Raw genomic sequence first — 18,875 nt, 5'->3', positions numbered from 1 at the left:
GTCGTCACCCGTCGGCGTGCGGCCTCCGCCGCCGCGACACCTGCCGGGCGGCGGGACCCCGGTCAGAACCGGGCGAAGGAGCGGATCGGCATCCGCGGACCGTACTTCGGCGCCTGGACGCCACCGGCCGCCAGCAGCACGCAGACCCGCCCCCGATGCCCCCGGAACGGCTCCAGCAGGGCCAGCATCCGGGCGTCGTCGCCGCGCGGCTCGCCCGCGAGGGCCCAGGCCACCGTGTTCGGCACGTGGAAGTCGCCGACGCTGACGGCGTCCGGGTCCCCGTACGCGATGCGCACCACCTCGGCGGCGGTCCACGGGCCGATGCCGGCGACGGCGGTGAGCCGGCGGGTGGCCTCGGCGGAGTCCGCGCAGCGCTCCAGCCGGTCGGCGACGGCCGCCACGCGGCGCAGCGTCTCGGCCCGGCGCTGCTCCACGCCGAACGGGTGGAACACCCAGTACGGGGTGGCGGCCACCGCCGCCGGCTCGGGCGGCAGCAGCAGCGGCTGCATCGGCCCGGGCGCCGCCTCGGCGAAGTGCCGCACCGTCGCCGCGTACGCCCGGTAGGCCTCCTTGCCGGTCACTTTCTGCTCGAAGACCGCCCGCAGCAGCTGGCGGAAGACCTGCCCGGTGGCGGGCATGCGCAGCCCCCGGTGCTGGGCCGCGAGCCTCGCCACCACGGGGTGGGCGGCGGCGAGCGCCCCGAACCCGCTCACGTCGTCGCGGAGCCCGGCGACCGCGTCCGCCCACTGCACCACCCGGTCGGCACCCGGGCCGTAGCCCTCGGCGAGCAGGACGCCGCCGGCCGGCCGCAGGGCGAGGGTGGCCGGACCGTCCGGGGTGCGGGCGGCCCACCAGAACGTGCCGGCCGCGACGCGCGCGCAGGGGTCGTACGGGCTGAAGGTCAGCGCCCGGACCGACGCGGCCAGCCGGTACCCGGCGGGCGGGCGCAGCTCCCGACGCGCGGTGGGTTCGGTCCCGGTCACCCGCACATGCTGTCACGTCCCCGCCCCGTGACCGGCGACACCGCCGGGCGCACGCCCGGCCCCGTGCCGTCGCCGGTCCCGGGGCGGCGACCGGCCGCGCCGGGACCGGCCGCCGGGACCGTGCCGTCAGTACGAGTAGTTCGAGTCGCCCTGCCCGGCCTTGTCGTCGGACGGCGGGGCGACCGGCTTCGGGGTGCCCGGCGGCAGGCAGCTGAGGTTCTTCTTGCCGTCCGGCGCGACCACGAACCAGGTGCCCCCGACGCCCTGGCCCTTCCACTGGCCGGGCTTCTTGTCCCCGACGTAGCGGTAGAGCGGCCAGCCGCCGAGGGTGATCTGCCGGGTGCCGTCCTGGCGGGTGACGGTGCCGACCTTGTCGTCGGAGACGCCGTTGAGCTCCGGGTCGCCGTCAGTCAGCGCCGGGGGCCACAACCGGGCGCACTTGTCGACGCAGTTCGACGAGGGCGGGTCGTTGGTGTCCTTGTCGAAGCGGTAGAGGATCCACCCGTCCTGGTCGGTGACCACGCTGCCCATCCGGGCGACCTTCCGGCCGTTGAGCTCCTCGGTCAGGTCCGCGTCGGCGGGCGGCGCGTCGGCGGCCGGGGACGGCGAGACCGAGGGCTCGGCCGCCGCGGTGGGTTCGGCGGCGGTCACGGCGACCGGGTTGGCCGCGCCCGGGTTCGCCCCCTCGTAACCGGCGGGAGCGCAGGCCGTCAACGCGACCATCGCGCTCGCCACGATGACGGTTCGCTTCATCTGTGCCACGTGCCCTCCTCGTTGATGCGGTTCACCGGTCAATACGGATGGAGCGTTGTCAAGGTTGAATGCGAAAGCGTGGTCGATGTCACGGGAAACCGTTGAACCGGACGGGCCGGAAATCCGTTTCCCGCGACGAGTGCGGTTTCTGCCCACGGCATTCGTGGAAACGGCACGCGGAATCGGCGCCGGTCGTATTGGCTGACCGGCGCCGATTCCGCGACGGGTGCTACATCTGCACCGTGACCAGCGGGCTCGCCACCCCGCCGGCATCCACCGACTGCACCTGGAACTGCTTGATGTCATCGAGTCGCGTCGACGTCGACGCCGACAGGCTCAGCTTGTCGGGGCGGGCGTTGGTGCCGTACCCGGTGCCGGGCACCGACCAGGTGGAGATCACCTCGGTGCTGTTGTTCTTCCGCACCACGACGAGCCGGCACGTCCGGGGCCCGGGCAACTTGGCGAGGATGAAGTCCACGCCCGTGCCAAAGTCCTTCGACACGACGAAGAAGGTCGCCTCGACGCCGGTGGTCGGGTCGACGACGTTGACCGGGTCGCCCTCCGGCAGCGTCCCGCCGATGTCCGGGTCGTTCGGATCGCTGGAGCGGCTGACCGTCGGCGGGGCGACCTGCGCGGTGGCGGTCGGCTCGGCCACCACCTCGGGGGCACTGTCGCCGGCGATGCTGGCGAAGCCGAGCCCGGTCGCCCCACCAAGAACCAGCACCGCCGCCGCCGTGGCGAGCAACTGCCGGAACCGGTTGCGCCGCCGGTGGGCGCGGACCGCGACCAGCGTCCGGTCCAGCAGCGCCGGGTCGGTGCGGGTCTGCTCCAGCGCGGCCATCGTCTCGCCGTCGATGTCGGAGAGCAGGCCCACGACCGGCACCATCGTCTCCAACTCGGCGGCGCACGCCCAGCAGGTGGCGAGGTGCTCCTCGAACCGTTCCGTGTCGCGCTCGTCCAGCACGCCGAGCGCGTACGCCGCGACGTCCATGTGGTCCGCCCGGCTCATTCCGTCACCCCCCGTTCCTGCAGAGCCGTGCGCAGCGCGCGCAGCGCGTAGTAGACCCGCGACTTGGCGGTGCCGAGCGGAAGGCCCAGCTCCTCGGCCGCCTCCGGCACCGTCCGACCCCGGAAGTACGTGGCCACCAGGATCTCCCGGTGCGACTGGCTCAGCGTACGCAGCGCGTCCGCCACCGTCATCGTGCGCAGCACCCGGTCGGTGCTGTCCGCCTCGGCGAACGCCGTCAGGTCCCGGTCGTACGTCTCGGCGGGCCGGGCCTGCACGCTGCGGTGCTCGTCGATGGCGATCCGCCGGGCCACCGTGACCAGCCACGGCCGCAGCGAGCCCTGCCCCTGCACGCCCAGCCGGTGCGCGTTGCGCCACGCCCGCAGCAGCGTCTCCTGGACGATGTCCTCCGCCCGCTGCCGGTCGCCGCCGGTGAGCCGCATGACGAACGCCAGCAGCGGCCCGGCGTGCTCGGCGTAGAGCAGCCGGATCAGTCGATCCGAGTGACCCGCCTCGGTGGACGGTGCCGCCTGGTGGCGCCCCGGGGCGGATTTCGGCGTCACCGGCCCATTCTGGCGAGGCGCCTGGCGGGCGTCGACCCCGCGTGCCGCCGCGTCCGGCCGGGACTGGGACCGCGCGGACATCCAGTCCGGTCGCGCCCTGTCGCCGTGCCAACCGGCCGCCACCGCGTGCATGCAGACCTCCGGGTGTCCGATGACATCGGCCGCCTCCCACGGGCACGGCCGCCCGTTGGTACGCAGCGCCCGCGCGAACGGATCAACGGCACGCGGAAAAGATTCCGCTCCCGCACCCGCCGGACCCGCACCCGGCGTGGGCACCTCGCCCGACGGCGCACGGAGCGGACTCCGGTCAGCGGCGCACGGAGAAGATCCCGGGCGGCGGCGGGGTGGAGTCGGTGGCGTCGGCGTCGCGGACGACCGGCGCCCCGCCCGCGAAGCGGTCGAGTTCCCCGCCGGCCAGCACCCGGCCGGGGAACCAGTCCCCGGCGGCGCGCCGGGTCAGCTCCGGCACCGGCGGCTCGACCCGGCCGGCCACCAGCACCAGGTTGCCGTAGCGCCGCCCGCGCAGCACCGCCGCGTCGCCGACGAGGCAGGCCCGGGGCAGCACCGACCGGACGGTCGCGACCTGCGCCCGGGCGTGGCGCAGCGGCGGGCCATCGGCGACGTTCGCCAGGTGGAAGCCGGTGGGCCGCAGCACCCGGGCCACCTCGGCGGCGTACTCCACCGAGGTCAGGTGGGCCGGGGTGCGGGCACCGGCGAAGACGTCGGCCACCACGACGTCGTAGCTGGCGTCCCGGCTGGCGGCGAGCACCGCGCGGGCGTCGGCCACCCGTACCTTGAGCCGGGGATCCGGCTGCCACGGCAGGGCCTGGCGGACCAGCTCCACCAGCGCACCGTCCACCTCGACCACCCGCTGGGTGGAGCCGGGCCGGGTGGCCGACACGTAACGGGGCAGCGTCAGCGCGCCGCCGCCGAGGTGCAGCACCCGCAGCGGCGCGCCGGCCGGCGCCACCAGGTCGATCGCGGCGGCGAGCCGCCGGACGTACTCGAACTCCAGGTGCGTGGGGTCGGCCAGGTCCACGTGCGACTGCGGGGCGCCGTCCAGCAGCAGGGTCCACGATCCCGGGCGGTCCGGATCGGGCACCAGCTCGGCCTGGCCGGTGTCCACCCGCGCGGCCACGGTGTCGGCCGCCCGCTTGCGCCCCATCAGCGCCGTCCCCGGGCGGCGGCGGTGAGCACCCGGTGGAGCAGCCGCGCGTCGCCGAGCAGCGCCCGCAGCCGGCGCTCCAGGCCGGCGATCGGGATCAGGTTCTGCGGCGCCCGCGGGTCCTTGTAGGGGGTGGAGGCGAAGCGGGGCAGCGTGACCAGCGACAGGTCCGCCAGCCCCACCGCCTCGTCGATGCTCAGCTCGGCGGAGCACTCCATCCGGACGATGCCCGCCCACGGCGCGCCGAGGGCCACCGGCAGCCGCATATACCACGACCAGCCGCCCCAGGCCGTGCCGAGCTTGAACACCGGGGAGCGCTCACCGGCCGCCAGCCCGGTGACCACGGCGGTCAGCCGGGCGTCCAGGTACTGGCTGTGCTGGGTCTTGATGTAGCCGAGCGTGCGCGGCAGCTGCCGCCGGTTGCGCAGCGGGCCGTCGACCACCAGCAGGTCGCCGTCGGTGCGGGCCGCCCCCGAGACCTCCACCTCGAGCGCGGTCAGCGGCCCCTGCACGGCGGCCGGGAGCTTGTTCAGCTCGCCCGTGCCGCTGACCCGGTGCACCGGGTAGCGGACGCTGCCGGCCACCACGTCCACCGCCGAGGGACTGGCCGTGAACAGGCCCCGGCCGACCCGCGCGCCGGCCAGCTGCGCCGCGCCGCGCTCCAGGTCGCACCGGACCACCCCGGCGGCGTACGAGGCGGCCAGGCCCGGGAAGGACGCCCCGTCGTCCTCCGCCGTCCACACGCTCGCGTCGATCCGGCGCACCCCGTCGACGAGCAGCACCACGTCGGGGGCCCGTACGCCGGGACGCGGCCCGATCGCCCGCCAGTCGACCGCCGGCAGCTCGGCGTCCGCGTCGACCTGGGCGCTGCTCGGCGCCGCGGGACCGCCGCCGCCCGCCGCCTCGAACGAGGCGCCGTACGCCGGATCCCACGCATCGACGAAGAACCGGGGATCGGTCACCGCAGCGATCCTTCCGTCGCGGACGCCGCCGCCCCGCCACCGGGCCGGCCGGGCGGGGCACCGCGTAGGGCCCCGCTCACCGGCCGGTCCGTTCGACGCGCGCCGACCGGGCGTCCTTGCTGACCTCGAAGCGGACCGGGATGCGTTCGGCCAGGGCCGGCACGTGGGTGACCACCCCGACCATCCGGTCGCCCCGGGCGGCCAGGTTCTCCAACGTGGCGGCCACCGTGTCGAGGGTGGCCGCGTCGAGCGTGCCGAAGCCCTCGTCCAGCACGATCGACTCCAGGCTCGCCGCCGTCGTGGACAACCCGGCGAGCTGCTCCGACAACGCCAGCGCCAGCGCCAGCGACGCCTGGAAGGTCTCGCCCCCCGACAGGGTGCGCACGCCCCGGCGCAGCCCCGCGTCGTGGTGGTCGACCACGAAGAACTCGCCCTTGTCGTGCACCAGGTCGTACTGCCCGCCGGAAAGCTCCCGCAGGATGCCCGAGGCGCCGTCGACCAGCAGGTCCAACGCCTCGGCGAGCAGCCACCGCTCGAAGTTGTTGGCCCGCAGGTGCCCCGCGAGGGCCCGCGCCACATGCGCCTCGCGCTCGTACCCGGCCCGCTGCTCGCGCAGGTCACCCGCCTGCTCCCGGCGCCGCTCCAGCTCGCGCAGGTCGGCCTCGGCCCGTTCCAGGGCGCGGTCGGTGGCGCGTAGCGGATCGTCGGTGGGCGGCAGCCCGGCGGCGGCGAGGTCGCCCGCGATGCGCTCGCCGACGCCGGCGGCCACCGCCTCGGCCTGCGTCACCGCCGCGGCCCGCCCGGCCCGCTCCGCGCGGCGGCGTGCCGACTCCTCGCCGGCCCATCCGGTCAGGGCGGCCCAGGCGACGCCCAGGTCCTCCCGGTCCGCCGTCGGCGGCCCGAACCGGGCCAGCCCGTCGCGGGTCGCGTCGAACGCCCGCCAGGTCGCCCGCAGCCGCTCCTCGGCGGCGTCCACCGCCGCCCGGGCCCGCCGGGCGGCGTCCCGGCCGCCCCGCACCGCCGCCGCCGACTCCTCCAGCGCCCGGCGCAGCCGCGCGTGGTCGTCCAGCTCGCGGCGCAGCACCGCCGGCTCGGCCGCCCCGGCCAGCTGGTCGTCCAGCTCGGCCAGCCGGGCCTGCACCTGGTCCTGCCGGGCCCGCGCGTGCAGCAGCACCCGCTCCAGCTCCCGGGCCGCGCCGTCGCGCTCCTGCACCACGGACTGGGCGGCCTTGCTGGCGGCCCGCGCCGCCCGTCCCGCCGCCGTCGCGGCGGCCACCGCCGAGTCGGCCGGCACCGCCGGCACCGACGCGACGGTCTGCTCGCAGACCGGGCAGGCGGCCCCGGCGCGCAGGTGCGCGCGCAGCGCCACCGCCTGGTCGGTCGCCTTCGCCTCCTCGTGGGCGCGGAAGGCCGCCTCCAGCTCCGCCTCGGCCCGCTCGGCCGCCGCCCGCGCCTCGGCCACCGCCGCCACCGCCGCGCCGTGCTCGGCCTGCGCCCCGGTCACCGCCGCGCGGACCGCCGCCGCCTCGCCGGCCAGCTTCTCCCGATCGGTGTACGCCCGCAGCAGCAGCCGCAGCGCGCTCTCGTCGCCGGCGGCGGCCAGCTCGCCGCGCAGCTTCTCCTCCCGCTCCTCGGCCAGCGACACCGCCGTCGCCGCCTCGTCCGCGCCGGCCCGCGCCGCCGCGACCGCCCGGGTCACCTCCGCCACCCCGTCCGGCGCGCGCACGGCAACCAACACCGCCAGGTCGGCGTCGAGGGCCGCCAGGGCCGCGCCCGCCTCCCGCGCCGTCGCCCGGGCGGCCGCCAGCTCCGGTACGGCGCCCGCCACCGCCCCGGCCAGCTCCCGCATCCGGTCGACCTGCCCGGTCGCCGCCTCCAGCGCGGCGTCATCGACGCCGGTGAGTCCGGCGAGCGCCTGGTCGACCGCCTCCAGCTTCGCCTCGGCCTGCGCGGCCCGCGCGGTCGCCCGCTTCTGCACGTCCTCGTAGACCCCGAGGCCGAGCAGGTTGACCAGGATCTGCTGCCGGGTGGCCGGCTTGGCGTGCAGGAAGTCCGCGAACTGCCCCTGCGGCAGCACCACGCAGCTGGTGAACTGCTCGTACGGCAGCCCGACCGCCTCCAGCACCGCCAGCTCCATCTCGGCGGGGGTGCCGGCCACCACCTCGCCGAGATCGTCCGGGCTCAGCCCGGTGTCGAGCTTGGTCACGTCGAAACCGGCCGGCATCAGCTGCAACCCGGCGTTGGCCGTCTTGACGTTGCCCCGGCCGTCCCGGCGGACCACCCGGGTCGCCACGTAGCGGGAACCGGCGGACTCGAAGACCAGCCGGACCCGCGCCTCCGTGGCCGATGGCGCCAGGGCGTTGGTCAGGCCCCGGGTCCCGCCCCAGCGGGGCACCGTGCCGTAGAGGGCGAAGCAGATGGCGTCCAGCACCGTCGACTTGCCGGAGCCGGTCGGTCCCACCAGCGCGAAGAAGTCGGCGTCGGTGAAGTCGATAGTGGTCTCGTCGCGGAAGACGGTGAAGCCCGCCATGTCCAGCCGCATCGGCCGCATCAGTGGTCGACCTCCTCGAAGAGCTCGTCGAAGAGCTCCCGCACCCCGTCGTCGGTGTGCCCCCGGCTGTCGAGGTAGTCGGCGAAGAGCTGCCGGGGCGAGCGGCCCGCCCGCTGCGCCACCCGGGTGCCGCTGCCCGGGGCGGGCATCAGCTCCGGGTCGATCCGGATCTCCAGGGCCTGCGGTAGCAGCTCCTGCACCTCCTCGCGCAGGCCCGCGCGCGGCTGCTCCCGGACGAACACGCGCAGCCAGGCGTCCGGCACGTCCATCTCGGCGAGCTGGGCCAGGGTGCCCCGGACCGTCCGCAGCGTGGTGGCGGCGGTCACCGGCACCTCGCGTACCTGCGCCGCCGTGGTCGCGGTGACCTCGACGACGGTCACCGACGGCACGTTCTCCTGCTCGCCGAAGTCGACCGCCAGCGGGCTGCCGCTGTAGCGGATCGGGCAGGGCCCCTGCACCCGCTGCGAGCGGTGCAGGTGGCCCAGCGCCACGTAGTGCGCCGTCCCCGGGAACACGGTCGCCGGCACCGCGTAGCCCAGCACGGTGTGCGCGTCGCGCTCCCCGCCGCCGGTGGTCGCGCCCACCACGGTCAGGTGGGCGGTGACCAGGTGCACCCGGTCCGGTTCGGTGAAGCTCTCGGTCAGCCGGCCCAGCACCCGGCCCAGGTGGTCGGCGTACGTCTGGGTGGTCTCGGCGGCGGTCAGCTCGTACATCTCCACGGCGCGGATGGCGTAGCGCTGGGAGAGGAACGGCAGCGCGGCCAGCCGCCAGCGCTCGCCGCCGGCGGTGGTGCCGTCGATGACGTGCTCGTCCGGATTCTCCCGGACCCCGCCGCGCAGGGTGATGCCGGCGGCCTCGGCCCAGGGCCGCAGCGCGTCGAGGGCCTGGCCGTTGTCGTGGTTGCCGCCGATGGCCACCACGTCGGCGCCGGTGCGGCGCAGCGCCGTCAGGGCCCGGGTGACCAGCCGGGTGGCCTCGGGCGTCGGGGCGGCGGTGTCGTAGAGGTCACCGGCGACGATGACCAGGTCGGGCGCCTCGGCGCGGGCGACGTCGATCACGCCGGCCAGGACCCGCTTGTGCTCCTCGGCCCGCGACTGCCCCTTGAGGACCTTGCCGACGTGCCAGTCGGAGGTGTGCAGGATCTTCACGGGTGTGTCCCCCTAGAACGGGATGTCGTCGTCGGAGGTGCCGCCACCGGAGCCGACGACGGCGAACGGGTCGACGGACTGGGTGATCGACCGGAGCGTCTCGGACGGGGCGCGGCCGGCCTCGGAGACCCGGGTGGCCCAGGCCGGGAACGGGAACTCCAGGCAGAGCGGCACCGGGATGTCGGGCTGGTTGACGAACATCGTGCCCGGCTTGGCCAGCAGCGCGCGCTGGCGCTGGGCGGGCGGCAGGAAGCCGTACTCCGGGCGGGACGCCTCGGCCGGGTCGAGCCGGCCCACCACCCGGATCGCCGAGTTGGTGACGATCCGCCGCTCCACCTCGCTCGCCGTCTGCTGGGCGCCGACCAGGATCACCCCGAGCGAGCGACCCCGCTCGGCGATGTCGAGCAGCACCTCCTTGATGGGGGAGGAGCCTTCGCGGGGGGCGTACTTGTTGAGCTCGTCGAGCACCACGAAGAGCAGCGGCTTGGCGGTGCCGGCCTTCTCCTTGCGCTCGAACTCGCTCTTGAGCGTCACGCCGACCACGAACCGCTGCGCGCGGTCCGGGAGGTTGTGCAGGTCGACGACGGTGACCTGGGCGCTCTCGGCGGTGTTGATCGAGTGCGGGCGGCGGGTGGTCAGGTCGCCCCGGATCAGCCGGGACAGGTCCTTCTTGCTGCCGATCAACCGCCGGGCGAACGCGTTGACCGTGCCCAGCCCGACGGCGCTGCCGGCCCAGTCGGAGCGGGTCTCGTCGTCGTTGAGCTGCTCGACCACGTGGTCGACCAGGTCGGCGTACGAGCCGAGCCGTACCCCGTCGATGCTGATGCCGCCGTCGGCGGGCTGCGCGTGCCGGGCCAGGTGGGCGGTGACCGAGTGCACCACCATCGTGTACTGCTGGCGTTCGTCGTCGGCGTCGGCGAACACGTAGGGCAGCAGGCGGTCGGCGCAGAACTCGCTCAGCGTCCAGTAGAAGCTGTCCACCCCGGTGAGGCGGCTGCTCACGTCGGGCGTGCCGGAGGAGTCGCCCACCCGGGGCGGGGCGTAGACCCGCACGTCCGGGAACGCGCCGGCGGCCAGGCCGAGCTTCGCGTACGCGGCGCGGGTGGGGTCGTCCAGCCGGGTGTTGGGATGGTCGAGGAAGAGCAGGTCCTCGCCCTTGACGTTGAAGATGAGCGCCTTGGCGTTGACGGCGTCGCCGCCCAGCACCCCGGAGCGGAAGACCGAGTAGAGCAGGAAGGTGGCGAAGCTCGTCTTCGTGGCGACCCCGGAGATGCCGGAGATCGACACGTGCGCGCCCCGGCTGCCGTCGAGGAAGTCGGCGTTGAGGTAGACCGGCACCCCGTCGCGGCCCATGCCCATCGGGATGCGCCGCTCCATCCGGTCGAAGTGCAGCGCCCGGGCCCGGGCGTCACCCTCGGCGCGGTGCACCACCGCACCGGGCGACGGCGGCACGTAGAGCTCCGGGTCGACGCGGGTCGTGGTGATCTCGGCGGCCTCCTGCACCTGCGCGGGCAGCGTGCCGTCGGCGATGGCGAAGACGTCGGAGTCGAACTGGGCGCCCTCGTGCCGGGCGCGGACCTGCGTGACCACCCCGGCGATCGTCACCGGCTCGCGGTCGGGCAGCTCCCGCCGAGTCACCACGACGTCGTCGAGCTGGAGGTAGCTGTCGGGGGAGACCGCGGTCCAGAACTGCAGGGGGGTGGCGTCGGCGGTGCCCAGCACCCGGCCGACCACCTCGCCCGGGCCGTCGAACCCGTCGTCAGTCATCGGGCAACTCCGGTCGGCTGGTCGTCGCGGTCGGGGCACACGCCCTGCATCCTGCCCGAGGAGTACGACACGTTGCCACGCGACGCGGCGGACGCCACGCCGCCGCCGGCGGTCCCCGGCCGCAGCGTGCCCGGCCGGCCACGGTCAGTCGCGGTCAGTCGCGGGCGTAGCGGAGCATGAGCACCCCGTCGGCGGCGGCGAGCACGTGTCGCAGCGGCAGGTGGCGTACGTCGCTGGCGTCGCCGGCGGTGATCCGCCCCGGGCCCGCCCCGGCCAGCAGCGGGGCGACGGTGAGGCAGACCTCGTCCACGAGGTCGGCGGCGGTGAGCGCGCCGAACAGGTGCGGGCCGCCCTCGCAGAGCACCTGGCCGAGGCCGCGGCGGCGCAGCTCGGCCAGGCCCGCCGCGAGGTCGACCCGGTCGTCGCCGCAGCGCATCACGTCGGCGACCCCGGTCAGGCCGGGCGGCGCCACGGCGTCGGCCCGCGTGAGCACCACGGGCCGCACCGGCGCGTCGGCGAACGCGGCCTGCGCCGGGTCGAGGTCGAGCGAGCCGGAGACGACGACCAGCGTCGGGTACTCGGGCAGGCCGTGCTCGCGGCGCCACGCCCGGCGCCGCTCGTTGAGGCGTACCGCCCCGTAGCCCTCGTGCCGCAGCGTGCCGGCGGCCACGAGCAGGGCGTCGCAGAGCATGCGCAGCAGCCCGAAGACGCGCTTGTCCGGCTCGCCGGAGAGCCCGGCGGAGTAGCCGTCGACGGAGACGCCGCCGTCCACGCTGGTCACGAAGTTCATCCGCAGGTGGGGGCGGTCGGGCCGGCCGTAGAGCGCGGTGAGCGCGGCGTCGTCCAGCGGTCGCGCCGACGCCTGCGGCCAGAGCGCCGAAATCGGGATTCCGACGTTCATTCGCCGGCCGGACCGGTGACCGGAGGGGTGGGTCGGGGGGTACGGTGCTGGCAGTCGCACCAGTTCCGCCCCGGACAGTCGTCGTGCCGCCTGGCCCGGCACGCTCGGCAGATCATGCCCGCAGCCTATGCCGAGGAAGGATGGGACAGCATGCCGCGTCAGATCTTCCAGCTGAAGATTTCCCTGGCCGGGGTCCGGCCGCCCGTCTGGCGCAGGGTGCTCGTCCCGGGCGGCTACACCCTCGACCGGCTGCACCGGGTGGTGCAGCACGCCATGGGCTGGCGGGACTGCCACCTGCACTCGTTCGAGATCGAGGGTCGCCAGTACGGCGCGCCCGATCCCGACGGCGAGCTGGCCCTGCGCGACGAGTTGGACGTCCGCCTCGACGCGGCGCTCGGCAAGGGCAGCCGCTTCCACTACACGTACGACTTCGGCGACTGGTGGGAGCACGACCTGGTGGTGGAGGACGCCTGCACGGCCGATCCAAACGAGCGGTACCCGTCCTGCCTGGACGGCGAGCGGGCGTGCCCGCCCGAGGACGTCGGCGGTCCGGCCGGCTACCAGGCGCTGCTGGCCGCGCTGGCGGACCCGGCTCACCCCGGGCACCGGGAGGCGCGGGACCGGGTGGGCGACCGGTTCGACCCGGCCGCCTTCGACGCGGGCCGGGCCGGCACCCTGCTGCGCCGCTTCTGCTGAACCGCCACGCCGCCTCCGCCGCGCGGCCCCGCTGAACCGCTTCGGCTGTGGCGCGTCCCGGCCGCACACAGGGTGCGCGACGGGCCGCTCAGCGTGTCCGTCGCCCGCGTCCGGGCCTGCTGAACCGCTTCAACTTCGCGGGTGCCCAGGTGGCGCCGCCCGGCGGGTCGGCCCGCGACGTGCGGCAGTCGGGGTGTACGCACACGCGGTAACGATCTGGGAACGCTCCCATAGGCCTATTGACACCTCCCGCACCCGCCGGCAATCTCATGGGAGCGCTCCCGCGAACGTGGCACGACTCACCCGCGCCCCGCTCCGGACGTCGACCACCGGCCCCGACCGGTGCCGACGGCGCGCACGGCACCCCCCACCACACCCAGTCAGCCTCACCACCGAAAGAGGGGTCCCCGATGAGCCTCACCACGCGGCGCACCCGCATGGCGGCTGCCGCCCTGGCCGCGATAACCGCCATCGGCGGTCTCGCGGCCTGCGGCAAGGACGACGACGCGCCGGCAGCCGGCGAGAAGCCCGCCAAGCTGGTCGTCGACACGTTCGGCGAGTTCGGTTACGACGAGATCATCAAGCAGTACGAGAAGGACACCGGCATCAAGGTCGAGCTGCGCAAGACCGCCCAGCTCAACGAGTACCGGCCGAAGATCGTGCGGGCGCTCGCCACCGGCAAGGGCGCGGCCGACGTGGTCGCCCTGGAAGAGGGCATCCTCAACGAGTTCAAGGCCAACCCGGCCAACTGGGCCGACCTCGCTCCGCTGGTCTCGGACCACAGCAAGGACTACCTGCCCTGGAAGTGGGAGCTGGGCAAGGCGCCCGACGGCCGGCTGATCGGCCTGCCGACCGACGTCGGCAGCCTCGCCGTCTGCTACCGCCGGGACCTCTTCCAGGCGGCCAAGCTGCCGGTCGAGCGGGACCAGGTCGCGGCCCTCTGGCCGGACTGGAACGCCTTCATCGAGACCGGCAAGAAGTACCGCACCGCCACCGGCAAGGGCCTGCTCGACTCGGTCACCACCGCCGCCAGCGCGGTGATGTTCCAGCAGGGCGGCGAGCTGTTCTACGACAAGGACGACAACGTCGTCGCGGACAAGAGCGCGGCGGTGAAGACCTCCTGGGACACCGCGGTCGCGATGGCCGACGCCAACATCACCGCCGAGACGGCCACCTGGTCGCCGGAGTGGTCGGCCGGCTTCAAGCAGGGCACCTTCGCGGCGACCTTCTGCCCGTCGTGGATGCTCGGCATCGTCGCGGACAACTCCGGCCCGCAGAACAAGGGCAAGTGGGACGTCGCCCCGGTGCCCGGCGGTGCCGGCAACTGGGGTGGCTCCTGGCTCGGCGTGCCGACCCAGAGCAAGTACCCCAAGGAGGCGGCGAAGCTCGCCGAGTACCTGACCAACGCGCAGAGCCAGGTGGCGGCGTTCAAGCTCAAGGGCCCGCTGCCGACCAACCTGGAGGCGCTGAAGAACCAGGAGTTCCTCGCCTACACCAACGAGTACTTCAACAACGCGCCGACCGGCAAGATCTTCGGTGAGAGCGTCGCCAAGATCCAGCCGCTGCACCTCGGCCCGAAGCACCAGGCGGTGAAGGAGAACGCGTTCGAGCCGGCGCTGCGCTCGTACGAACAGGGACAGGCCACGAAGGACAAGGCCTGGGAGCAGTTCGCGAAGGACGCCAAGACGCAGGGCGCCTTCTGACCCACCTCGTCGCCAGGTGGCGTCCGGGTCCACACACCCGGACGCCACCGGCGCCGTCCCCGTTCCGCCCCGGACGCCATCGGCGCCGTCCCGTTTTCGCGTAAGAGCGCCTGGGCGTCGGCGCGCGCCCGTGCCGACGCCGGGAAAGGACCCCGCATGAGCCTCTCGGCCACGACGGCGCCGCCGTCTCCCGCCGCACCGCCACCCCGCCCGCCCGCGCGGCGCCGGTCCCGGTCGCACTCGCTGACCCGGCTGGACCTCAAGTACTCGCCGTACCTCTACATCGCGCCGTTCTTCGTGGTCTTCGGCATCTTCGGGCTCTACCCGATGCTGCGGACCGCCTGGATGTCCCTGCACGACTGGAACCTGATCGGCGACCACAGCTTCATCGGGTTCGACAACTACGTCGCCCTGGTCAAGGACGAGTACTTCTGGAACGCCACGCTCAACACCTTCGGCATCTTCCTGCTGTCGACCATCCCGCAGCTGCTGCTCGCCCTGTTCCTGGCGAACCTGCTCAACCGCACCTTCCTGCGCGCGCGCACGCTGTTCCGGATGGCGATCTTCATGCCGAACGTGGTCTCGGTGGCCGCCGTGGCGATCGTCTTCGGCATGCTCTTCCAGCGCGACTTCGGCGTCATCAACTGGCTGCTGAGCTTCGTCGGGATCGACGCGATCGACTGGGACGCCGAGCGCTGGAGCTCCTGGACCGCCATCGCCTCGATGGTCAACTGGCGGTGGACCGGCTACAACACCCTGATCCTGCTCGCGGGCATGCAGGCCATCCCGCGCGACCTGTACGAGGCGGCGGCGCTCGACGGCGCCAGCCAGTGGAAGCAGTTCTGGCGGATCACCCTGCCGATGCTCACGCCGACCTTCGTCTTCGTGGTGATCCTCTCCACGATCGGTGGGCTCCAGCTCTTCACCGAGCCGCTCGTCTTCGCCAACGGCAACATCATCGGCGGCGACCAGCGCGAGTTCCAGACCCTGGCCATGTACATGTACGAGCTGGGCATCGAGAACCTCAACACCGCCGGCTACGGCGCTGCGGTCGCCTGGGCGATGTTCCTGATGATCGCCCTCGTCTCGGGGATCAACTTCCTGCTCGTCCGCCGCACGGTGAAGTGAGGAACGCCCAGATGAACTCGGCATCCCGGCGCCTGTGGCGCACCAGCCCGCTGACCTACGTCGCGCTCGTCCTGGCGACGCTGTTCTCGATCTATCCGTTCTACTACATGGTGGTCATCGCCACCCGCAGCCTGGACTCGATCAACGACGTCCCGCCGCCGGTCACGCCGTCGGGGTCGTTCGGCGACAACTTCGGCCGCGTGCTCGACAACGACGCGGCGAACTTCCTCACCGGCCTGCTCAACTCGGTGATCGTCTCCGGCATCGTGACGGTCTCCGTGGTGATCACCGGCTCGCTGGCCGGCTTCGCCTTCGCCAAGCTGCGCTTCCGGGGTCGCAACGCCCTGCTGCTGACGATCATCGTCACCATGATGATCCCGACGCAGCTCGGCCTCATCCCGCTCTGGGGCATGATCCAGGACCTCAACTGGTTCGACACCCTCTACGCGGTGACCGTGCCGTTCCTGGTCAGCGCGTTCGGCGTGTTCATGATGCGGCAGTACGCCACCCAGGCCATCTCCGACGAGCTGATCGAGGCGGGCCGGGTGGACGGGGCGAGCACCTTCCGCATCTACTGGAGCATCGTGCTGCCCGCGTTGCGGCCGGCCGCCGCCGTGCTCGGCCTGCTGACGTTCATGGAGACCTGGAACTCGTTCCTGTGGCCGTACGCGGTGCTCACCTCCGAGAACCCGACGCTCCAGGTCTCGCTGGCCTTCCTGTCGTACGCCTACTACACCGACTACTCGCAGGTGTTCGCCGCCACGGCGGTCGGCACTCTACCGTTGGTGATCGTGTTCATCGTGTTCGGCCGCCAGATCGTGGGCGGCATCATGGAAGGTGCCGTCAAGTCGTGAGCAACCCCGCCAGCCCGCCCGCCGTCGGCGTCGTCGACGACCGCCCGCCGTTGACCTTCCCGCCCGGCTTCCTCTGGGGCGCGGCCACCGCGGCGTACCAGATCGAGGGCGCGGCGGCCGAGGGCGGCCGGACCCCGTCGATCTGGGACACCTTCAGCCACACCCCGGGACGGGTCGTCGAGGGGCACACCGGTGACGTGGCCTGCGACCACTACCACCGGCTGGGCTCCGACGTCGCGCTGATGGCCGAGCTGGGGCTGAGGTCGTACCGGTTCTCGGTCTCCTGGCCGCGGGTGCAGCCGGGCGGCACCGGCCCGGCCAACGCCGAGGGGCTCGACTTCTACCGGCGGCTCGTCGACGAACTGCTGGGGCACGGGATCGAGCCGTGGCTGACCCTCTACCACTGGGACCTGCCGCAGTCGCTGGAGGACGTCGGCGGCTGGCCGGCCCGGGACACCGCCGCGCGGTTCGCCGACTACGCCACGCTGGTCGCCGACGCGCTCGGCGACCGGGTGCGCTACTGGACCACGCTGAACGAGCCGTGGTGCTCGGCGTTCCTCGGCTACGGCTCCGGGGTGCACGCGCCGGGCCGCTCGGACGGCGCGGACGCCGTACGGGCCGGACACCACCTGATGCTCGGCCACGGCCTCGCGGTGCAGGCGCTGCGCGCGGCCCGGCCGACCGCCGAGGTCGGGGTGACGGTCAACCTCTACCCGGTCACCCCGGCCAGCGCGGCGCCCGCCGACGTCGACGCCGCGCGGCGCATCGACGGGCTGGCCAACCGCTTCTTCCTGGACCCGCTGCTGCGCGGGTCCTACCCGGCGGACCTGATGGCCGACCTCGCCAAGGTCACCGACTTCGGGCACGTGCGCGACGGGGACCTGGCGACCATCTCCACCCCGCTGGACGTGGTCGGCGTCAACTACTACAGCCGCCACGTCGTCGCCGCGCCGGACCCCGACGCCGAGCCGGAGCCGTACTGGCGGGCGCCGTCGTGCTGGCCGGGCAGCGAGGACGTCCGGTTCGTCACCCGGGGCGTCCCGGTGACCGACATGAACTGGGAGATCGACGCCCCCGGCCTGGTGGAGACGCTGCGCCGGGTGCACGAGGAGTACACCGACCTGCCGCTCTACGTCACCGAGAACGGCTCGGCCTTCGTGGACGAGGTGGTCGACGGGCGGGTCGACGACACCGACCGGCTGGCGTACTTCGACGCCCACCTGCGCGCCGCGCACGAGGCGATCGAGGCCGGGGTGCCCCTGCGCGGGTACTTCGCCTGGTCGCTGATGGATAATTTCGAGTGGGCCTGGGGCTACACCAAGCGGTTCGGGATGGTCCACGTCGACTACGACAGCCAGGTCCGCATTCCCAAGTCCAGCGCCAGGTGGTACGCCGAGGTGATCCGACGCAACGGTCTGGCCGCACAATAGGCCAGGGCCAGCCATCAACGGGCGGCCCCGGCGCCACCCCGCACGGGGTGGCGCCGGGGCCGGTCCGCCGTCGGAGGAGCAGACAATGACAACGCAGCGCACCCGGTCGCTCGGGCGCCCGACCCTCGACGCCGTCGCCGCCCGCGCCGGCGTCGGTCGCGGGACGGTCTCCCGGGTGGTCAACGGCTCACCCCAGGTGAGCCCCGAGGCGCGCGCCGCGGTGCAGCAGGCCATCGCCGAGCTGGGGTACGTGCCGAACCGGGCCGCCCGTGCCCTGGTGACCCAACGCACCGACTCGATCGCCCTGGTGGTGTCGGAATCCGGCGACCGGGTCTTCACCGAGCCGTTCTTCGCCGGCATCGTCCGGGGCGTCAGCTCGGGGCTGCTGGAGACCCCGTTGCAGCTCTGGCTGGCCATGGTGCAGTCGCCGATCGAGCGGGAGCGGGTCGAGCACCACCTGACCAACCAGCACGTCGACGGGGTCCTGCTGCTGTCGCTGCACGACTCCGACCCGCTGCCCACCCTGCTGGAGGAGCGCGGCCTGCCCACCGTGCTCGGCGGTCGCCCGGCCCGGATGCTGCAACCCGGCGCGCAGCCCGCGTACTACGTCGACGTGGACAACGTGGGCGGCGCCCGACGGGCGGTGGAACACCTGGCCGGTCGGGGGCGGCGGCGCATCGCCACCATCGCCGGCCCGCAGGACATGGGCGCCGGCCTGGGCCGGCTGACCGGCTACAAGGAGGCGGTCAGGGCCGCCGGGGGCGGGGTCGACCCCGCCCTGATCGCGTACGGCGACTTCAGCGAGGGCAGCGGGGCCGCCGGCATGCGTCGGCTGCTGGAGGACTGCCCCGACCTCGACGCCGTCTTCGTCGCCTCCGACCTGATGGCGTTCGGGGCGCTGCGCGCGCTGCGCGAGGCGGGCCGACGGGTGCCGGAGGACGTCGCGGTGATCGGCTTCGACGACGCCCCGATCGCCCGGCAGGCCGAGCCGCCGCTGACCACGGTCTTCCAGCCGGTGGAGGAGATGGGCCGGCAGATGGCCCGCCTGCTGGTCAGCCGCATCCGCGGCGACGAGCTCCCGTCCCCCCACATCCTCCTGGACACCCAGCTCATCGAACGCGCCTCCGCCTAACCCACCCCACCCCACCCCACGCACCCCACCCACCCCACCTGCGGGTTGATCATGAAGTTGTTGCCCTCGACGTCGGCGTGTCGCGACAATAACTTCATGATCAACGGGCTGGGCTGGGCTGGGCTGGGCTGGG

General features: G+C 73.9%; 16 protein-coding genes. 6 read left to right on the top strand and 10 right to left on the bottom strand.

Annotated elements, in window-relative coordinates; all coding sequences use genetic code 11:
- Positions 1-62: 62 nt before the first annotated feature.
- The 10 genes from ACPXCB_RS01515 to ACPXCB_RS01470 form a co-directional block, all read right to left on the bottom strand.
- Positions 63-983 (bottom strand): DNA-3-methyladenine glycosylase family protein, encoded by a 921-nt coding sequence (locus tag ACPXCB_RS01515; protein ID WP_425871455.1) that lies wholly within the window; start codon positions 981-983, stop codon positions 63-65.
- Positions 984-1,109: 126 nt separating this feature from the next.
- Positions 1,110-1,745 (bottom strand): hypothetical protein, encoded by a 636-nt coding sequence (locus ACPXCB_RS01510; RefSeq protein ID WP_425871453.1) that lies wholly within the window; start codon positions 1,743-1,745, stop codon positions 1,110-1,112.
- A 220-nt stretch (positions 1,746-1,965) separates the two neighbouring features.
- Positions 1,966-2,745 carry an anti-sigma factor family protein gene (locus ACPXCB_RS01505; protein ID WP_425871451.1) on the bottom strand — a complete coding sequence of 260 codons (780 nt, stop codon included), beginning with the start codon at positions 2,743-2,745 and terminating at the stop codon, positions 1,966-1,968.
- Complete coding sequence (locus tag ACPXCB_RS01500; protein WP_425871449.1) at positions 2,742-3,437, bottom strand: sigma-70 family RNA polymerase sigma factor; 696 nt, start codon at positions 3,435-3,437, stop codon at positions 2,742-2,744. Before ACPXCB_RS01500 ends, ACPXCB_RS01505 begins: the two co-directional genes overlap by 4 nt.
- A 175-nt stretch (positions 3,438-3,612) precedes the next feature.
- Positions 3,613-4,470 carry a spermidine synthase gene (locus ACPXCB_RS01495; protein WP_425871447.1) on the bottom strand — a complete coding sequence of 286 codons (858 nt, stop codon included), beginning with the start codon at positions 4,468-4,470 and terminating at the stop codon, positions 3,613-3,615.
- Entirely contained in the window at positions 4,470-5,432 is a 963-nt protein-coding gene (locus ACPXCB_RS01490; protein WP_425871445.1) for a hypothetical protein, read from the bottom strand. Before ACPXCB_RS01490 ends, ACPXCB_RS01495 begins: the two co-directional genes overlap by 1 nt.
- Positions 5,433-5,508: 76 nt before the next feature.
- Positions 5,509-7,983, bottom strand: a complete 2,475-nt coding sequence (locus tag ACPXCB_RS01485) for an AAA family ATPase (protein WP_425871443.1) — start codon at positions 7,981-7,983, stop codon at positions 5,509-5,511.
- Positions 7,983-9,131 (bottom strand): exonuclease SbcCD subunit D, encoded by a 1,149-nt coding sequence (locus tag ACPXCB_RS01480; protein WP_425871441.1) that lies wholly within the window; start codon positions 9,129-9,131, stop codon positions 7,983-7,985. Before ACPXCB_RS01480 ends, ACPXCB_RS01485 begins: the two co-directional genes overlap by 1 nt.
- Positions 9,132-9,143: 12 nt before the next feature.
- On the bottom strand, positions 9,144-10,898 hold the full coding sequence (locus ACPXCB_RS01475; protein WP_425871439.1) for an ATP-binding protein: 1,755 nt from the start codon (positions 10,896-10,898) through the stop codon (positions 9,144-9,146).
- Between the two features lie 154 nt (positions 10,899-11,052).
- On the bottom strand, positions 11,053-11,799 hold the full coding sequence (locus ACPXCB_RS01470; protein WP_425871437.1) for a pyrimidine reductase family protein: 747 nt from the start codon (positions 11,797-11,799) through the stop codon (positions 11,053-11,055).
- A gap of 150 nt (positions 11,800-11,949) precedes the next feature.
- On the opposite strand from ACPXCB_RS01470, the gene ACPXCB_RS01465 reads away from it, so the two are divergent.
- From ACPXCB_RS01465 to ACPXCB_RS01440, 6 genes are all read left to right on the top strand, one after another.
- On the top strand, positions 11,950-12,495 hold the full coding sequence (locus ACPXCB_RS01465) for a plasmid pRiA4b ORF-3 family protein (protein WP_425871435.1): 546 nt from the start codon (positions 11,950-11,952) through the stop codon (positions 12,493-12,495).
- Between the two features lie 410 nt (positions 12,496-12,905).
- Positions 12,906-14,198 carry an ABC transporter substrate-binding protein gene (locus ACPXCB_RS01460; RefSeq protein ID WP_425871434.1) on the top strand — a complete coding sequence of 431 codons (1,293 nt, stop codon included), beginning with the start codon at positions 12,906-12,908 and terminating at the stop codon, positions 14,196-14,198.
- 156 nt (positions 14,199-14,354) lie between these two features.
- Complete coding sequence (locus tag ACPXCB_RS01455; protein ID WP_425871432.1) at positions 14,355-15,326, top strand: carbohydrate ABC transporter permease; 972 nt, start codon at positions 14,355-14,357, stop codon at positions 15,324-15,326.
- An 11-nt stretch (positions 15,327-15,337) separates the two neighbouring features.
- Entirely contained in the window at positions 15,338-16,180 is an 843-nt protein-coding gene (locus tag ACPXCB_RS01450; protein ID WP_425871430.1) for a carbohydrate ABC transporter permease, read from the top strand.
- A complete protein-coding gene (locus ACPXCB_RS01445; RefSeq protein WP_425871428.1) occupies positions 16,177-17,610 on the top strand; it encodes a GH1 family beta-glucosidase in 1,434 nt (477 codons plus the stop codon). Before ACPXCB_RS01450 ends, ACPXCB_RS01445 begins: the two co-directional genes overlap by 4 nt.
- An 85-nt stretch (positions 17,611-17,695) precedes the next feature.
- Positions 17,696-18,742, top strand: coding sequence for a LacI family DNA-binding transcriptional regulator (locus ACPXCB_RS01440; protein ID WP_425871426.1), 1,047 nt, complete (start codon positions 17,696-17,698; stop codon positions 18,740-18,742).
- Positions 18,743-18,875 lie beyond the last annotated feature (133 nt).

It is taken from the genome of Micromonospora sp. DT62, assembly GCF_049847285.1.
Lineage (GTDB): Bacteria > Actinomycetota > Actinomycetes > Mycobacteriales > Micromonosporaceae > Micromonospora > Micromonospora reichwaldensis.
Note: the sequence above shows the minus strand (reverse complement) of the source record. Positions and strands in the feature narration are given on the sequence as shown.

What these genes read in the sequence shown, in the direction of transcription:
- ACPXCB_RS01505 (WP_425871451.1), bottom strand. Translation starts at nt 2,745, where the DNA reads ATGAGCCGGGCGGACCACATGGACGTCGCGGCGTACGCGCTCGGCGTG.
- ACPXCB_RS01500 (WP_425871449.1), bottom strand. Translation starts at nt 3,437, where the DNA reads ATGCACGCGGTGGCGGCCGGTTGGCACGGCGACAGGGCGCGACCGGAC.
- ACPXCB_RS01495 (WP_425871447.1), bottom strand. Translation starts at nt 4,470, where the DNA reads ATGGGGCGCAAGCGGGCGGCCGACACCGTGGCCGCGCGGGTGGACACC.
- ACPXCB_RS01485 (WP_425871443.1), bottom strand. Translation starts at nt 7,983, where the DNA reads ATGCGGCCGATGCGGCTGGACATGGCGGGCTTCACCGTCTTCCGCGAC.
- ACPXCB_RS01475 (WP_425871439.1), bottom strand. Translation starts at nt 10,898, where the DNA reads ATGACTGACGACGGGTTCGACGGCCCGGGCGAGGTGGTCGGCCGGGTG.
- ACPXCB_RS01470 (WP_425871437.1), bottom strand. Translation starts at nt 11,799, where the DNA reads ATGAACGTCGGAATCCCGATTTCGGCGCTCTGGCCGCAGGCGTCGGCG.
- ACPXCB_RS01465 (WP_425871435.1), top strand. Translation starts at nt 11,950, where the DNA reads ATGCCGCGTCAGATCTTCCAGCTGAAGATTTCCCTGGCCGGGGTCCGG.
- ACPXCB_RS01460 (WP_425871434.1), top strand. Translation starts at nt 12,906, where the DNA reads ATGAGCCTCACCACGCGGCGCACCCGCATGGCGGCTGCCGCCCTGGCC.
- ACPXCB_RS01455 (WP_425871432.1), top strand. Translation starts at nt 14,355, where the DNA reads ATGAGCCTCTCGGCCACGACGGCGCCGCCGTCTCCCGCCGCACCGCCA.
- ACPXCB_RS01450 (WP_425871430.1), top strand. Translation starts at nt 15,338, where the DNA reads ATGAACTCGGCATCCCGGCGCCTGTGGCGCACCAGCCCGCTGACCTAC.
- ACPXCB_RS01440 (WP_425871426.1), top strand. Translation starts at nt 17,696, where the DNA reads ATGACAACGCAGCGCACCCGGTCGCTCGGGCGCCCGACCCTCGACGCC.